This is a genomic window from Bartonella bovis 91-4 (assembly GCF_000384965.1).
Lineage (GTDB): Bacteria > Pseudomonadota > Alphaproteobacteria > Rhizobiales > Rhizobiaceae > Bartonella > Bartonella bovis.
This window is the reverse complement of sequence record NZ_CM001844.1, coordinates 237,809-241,468: the sequence shown is the minus strand read 5'-3', so window position 1 is coordinate 241,468 and position 3,660 is coordinate 237,809. Positions and strand designations below refer to the sequence as shown.

Genomic DNA, 3,660 nt, shown 5'->3' with positions numbered 1-3,660 from the left:
GCGATTGATAGTGATTATGGACCAGATACACGCAGTGCAATCTTNTTTCAAGCTGACCAGTAATTTAGAAGTTGATGGTGTTGTTGGTGCGAAAACTCAAGAAGCCCTCGATGTAGCAACTCCAATGATTAGTCCTCGCCGTTCTGGTGTAAGTATGGCCGAATTTGAGAAAAAACGGTACAAAACATTATTAAAGATGCAGATAAACCCAAATGGTGGGAGGGGCTGTTGTTGCTGGTTCAACTCTCATAGAAGCAAACAAAATGGGAGCATTTGATAATCTCAAAACTCTCTATAGGAAAAATGAGTGCTCTTGTAGAGCCACTTGCTCATATTGGTAAAGCAATTTCTGATCATTGGTGGATTGGGGCCATTTTTGTAGGTTGGATTATTGTACTCGTGTCAGATCGTGTCAAAAGAACTTATCTAAAAGCCTACAAGAGAGGCAGAGCAATTTAGAAAGCTATTGTAAAGTGCACAGGAGATCTGCGGATGAAAAAATATCTTGAGATTATACTTGATGCATCTGCTGCTCTTTTAGAAATTTTCGCGAATGTTTGTCAGATTGGAAAGAAAGTTGAACAACACAAACAAACAGAGGATCCTTTAAAGGCAACGACAACAAGACTGGAAATAGAAAATGAGATTAACAAGAAACATGATGATGATGTGCACTCTGATCTCTCTGAGTGGGTGCGCAAGAAATGAATATGTTTCTTGTGTTGGATGGATGCCAATATATTTGGAGAGGCAAGATCTCAATGCAATCAGTTCAAACTTAGCACGAGACATTTTAAAACATAATCAACACGGAAAACGTCTATGTGGATGGAAGCATGTTAACAAGAGTTCAAGTCGTTCTTGATACAAATGTAGCCCACTGTTCTAAAAGAACATGTCGTTGTTCTAAAAAATCTGTCCGCATATAAGCTTTTGTTACTGAACTACCAACTGAATGAGCAAGGACAGTTTCTGCAATCTCAAATGGTGTTGATGTTGTTTCTGCTATCCAGTCTCGCAAACTTGAACGAAAACCATGAGGACGATATTTTAAACCACAAAATTTCATATGTTTTGCCATGCTTGCATCAGAAATCGGAGTGCCTTTAAGACCAGAAAATAGAAAACCATTTCTTTCAAAGGAGAGAGATTTTTCAATCACTCTTAAAGCTTCATCACTTAATGGCACACGAAAATCTGAAACTTTTCCTACAATACCCTTCATATTTTCTTTTGGTATCGTCCATATATTTTTATCAATTTGCTCAAGGCGCAAATATCGCAAGGGATATGACCGTACCCCAGTCAAAATCAGTAATTTCAGTGCTAAATTTGAAAGGAGATCATCCTTTAAGTTTTGATAAAAAGTCGGAACTTCTCGCCATGGCATAGCAGGAATATTTGTTGATATAGCACGTGACTTTCCTAAAAGGGCTCGCGCTTTCATACAAGCTTGTAAATCAACATCTAAACCAAGAGCAGCAGCATATTTTAAGCAAATATTGATACGGTTAAGGGCTTTTTGTGCTGTATCTCCTTTTTTATGCCAAAGTGGAGCAAGAACATTGCGAATGATATTTGCTGTTAATTTTTCTATAGGAAGATTACCTATATGTGGAATAACGTGTAATTCTAGGGGAGAAAACCAACGACCGTTTTTACCTTCATTTTTTAACTCAGCTTTTTTGCTTTCAAAAGCCGCTTGAGCAATTTCTTGAAAAACATTGCTTTGCTGTTTTAAAATGCTTTGTTCTCGAAATACAATAGGATCATTGCCACTTTTAAGAATATCGCTATAATGTTTAGCAAGCTCGCGTGCTTCTTTTAAAGAAATTTTGGTAACAGAACCAAGCCCCATTTCACGGCGTTTATTGCGGTATGTATAACGAAAAAACCAAGAGCGTGTATTGTCTTTTCGAACATTCAACCATAAACCTCCTCCATCACAATACTTGCCCTGAGGAGAGACCTTTACAAACGATGCTGATAACCTGTGAATTGCTCTCACTTAATTCCCCTTCTCGTCCACCTTTTTACACGTTGCCCGTCCACCTTTGTCGGTCCACCTTTTAGACCACCTTGAATTTTTGATATCAGATTTTTTATTTAATAATTAATTTTCTTACTGAATCATAAAAAGCTATATATAGCAACATGTCTTGGCACTATTTATACAATTGAATTCTATTTGCTAAAACCCACTACGCAGCGTCTGGGCACCATTTCTTGTCATTTCCTGTGATTGTTGTATTTTCAACCATAACTGTTCCACTCTCGACTTTAATGAAGCCAGCTGTTTTGTTGTTACTCGTATAAGTCATTCTGACACCCTTTAGCAGAGCGTTTCCCTTTGTGAGGTTGATACCGTGATTTTCTTTAAACTCCACCGATCCTTCAAACATGCGGACAACCCCATTTTCGATACTCATCCTTTTCTGGACCTCTCTTATATTTATCTTGTAGAGATCGATCATTCCCTATTAAGCTTGATACCCGTTTTTCCTATTCCATTTCCCTTACAGTGCCCCCTATTAAAGCAGCAGTGCTCTTTGAGAGACTGATACCATAATCTCCTGTAAACCCAATCTCCCCTCTTTTCATCGCTAGTATCCCTTTCTTCACCTCCACCCCTATATCAACCCCCGAAATATTTACCTTCCCCGTCATTAACGTCACCGTTCCCGTCCCACTCCCTTAATCTCCGCCCCCGTGATAGTAGCATTCACCGTACCCCCCACTTTCACCCCGTGATCTCCCTTAAACGTAATCCTCGCCCCATTATTCACCACCAACTTTCCACTTCCTAACATACTTATCCCCGTCTGCACCTCCTTTATCTCCCCCCCATTCACCGTCAGATTCCCATTACTCACCTGTATCCCCGTTTGCACCCCTGAAATCCCCACATTGGTCATCGTCATCTTCCCCATACTCTCCATAATCACCCCCTTACCCTTCCCCTGTCCACTCGCCCCCGTAATCGTCAAATCTGTCAAACGAGCATTAGTCACCAATTTCCCCACCCCTATCCCAAAATTCTCCGCCCCATCCTTAAACCCAATCGACCCATTATTCATCGTCAACGTTCCACCCCCCTTCATCAACACCCCCTCACTAACCTCTGAAATCTCCCCCCCATTCATCGTCGCCGTTCCCCCCACCACATACAACCCCGTCCCCTCTCCATTCCCACTCCCCGTAATCGTCGCCCCCATAATATTAGCCGTCGCCCCATTCTCAACCTTCACCCCCCAATTCCCGTTCCCACTCTCAAACCCAATCGTCCCCATATTTATATCCACCTTCCCCTTCTTAACCCCCTCAATCGTCACCATATTCATCATCATCATCATCTCTGTCCCCTCCTTTATCACCCCCTTACTTCCCTCTCCACTTCCACTCGTCCCACTCCCCGTCCCCTCAATCGTCACATTTGTCAAAGTAGCCGTCACCTCTCTCCCCACCTTCACCCATAATTCCCGGCCCCATTGTTAAACGTAATCCTCGAGTGCCCATTTATCGTCAACCTCCCCGCCGTTGCCTCCACCCCCATTTTAACCTTTGAAATCCGCACTTCCTCCATATTCAACGTCCCCGCCCCATTCATCAATACCGCCTTATCAACATCTGAAATCCGCACATTAGTCATCATCATCTTCC

Annotated in this window: 7 protein-coding genes; 2 read left to right on the top strand and 5 right to left on the bottom strand. The window is 42.0% G+C overall.

Features of this window, described 5'->3' with window-relative positions:
* Positions 1-303 precede the first annotated feature (303 nt).
* Positions 304-459, top strand: a complete 156-nt coding sequence (locus tag BBBE_RS07395) for a hypothetical protein (RefSeq protein ID WP_022708601.1) — start codon at positions 304-306, stop codon at positions 457-459.
* Positions 460-492: 33 nt separating this feature from the next.
* On the top strand, positions 493-708 hold the full coding sequence (locus BBBE_RS00990; protein WP_010700761.1) for a hypothetical protein: 216 nt from the start codon (positions 493-495) through the stop codon (positions 706-708).
* Between the two features lie 142 nt (positions 709-850).
* Here the strand turns inward: BBBE_RS00990 and BBBE_RS00980 are convergent, their stop codons facing one another.
* The 5 genes from BBBE_RS00980 to BBBE_RS00965 all read right to left on the bottom strand — a co-directional run.
* A complete protein-coding gene (locus tag BBBE_RS00980; RefSeq protein WP_010700760.1) occupies positions 851-2,008 on the bottom strand; it encodes a tyrosine-type recombinase/integrase in 1,158 nt (385 codons plus the stop codon).
* A gap of 193 nt (positions 2,009-2,201) precedes the next feature.
* Complete coding sequence (locus BBBE_RS00975) at positions 2,202-2,429, bottom strand: hypothetical protein (protein WP_152023177.1); 228 nt, start codon at positions 2,427-2,429, stop codon at positions 2,202-2,204.
* A gap of 73 nt (positions 2,430-2,502) precedes the next feature.
* Positions 2,503-2,676: a hypothetical protein gene (locus tag BBBE_RS07390; protein WP_210162038.1), complete on the bottom strand. Its 174-nt coding sequence runs from the start codon at positions 2,674-2,676 to the stop codon at positions 2,503-2,505.
* On the bottom strand, positions 2,673-3,470 hold the full coding sequence (locus BBBE_RS00970; RefSeq protein WP_010700759.1) for a hypothetical protein: 798 nt from the start codon (positions 3,468-3,470) through the stop codon (positions 2,673-2,675). The genes BBBE_RS07390 and BBBE_RS00970 overlap by 4 nt, the downstream gene beginning before the upstream one ends.
* On the bottom strand, positions 3,467-3,660 hold a 194-nt coding region (locus tag BBBE_RS00965; protein ID WP_210162037.1), incomplete at its 5' end, for a hypothetical protein. The genes BBBE_RS00970 and BBBE_RS00965, both read right to left, overlap by 4 nt.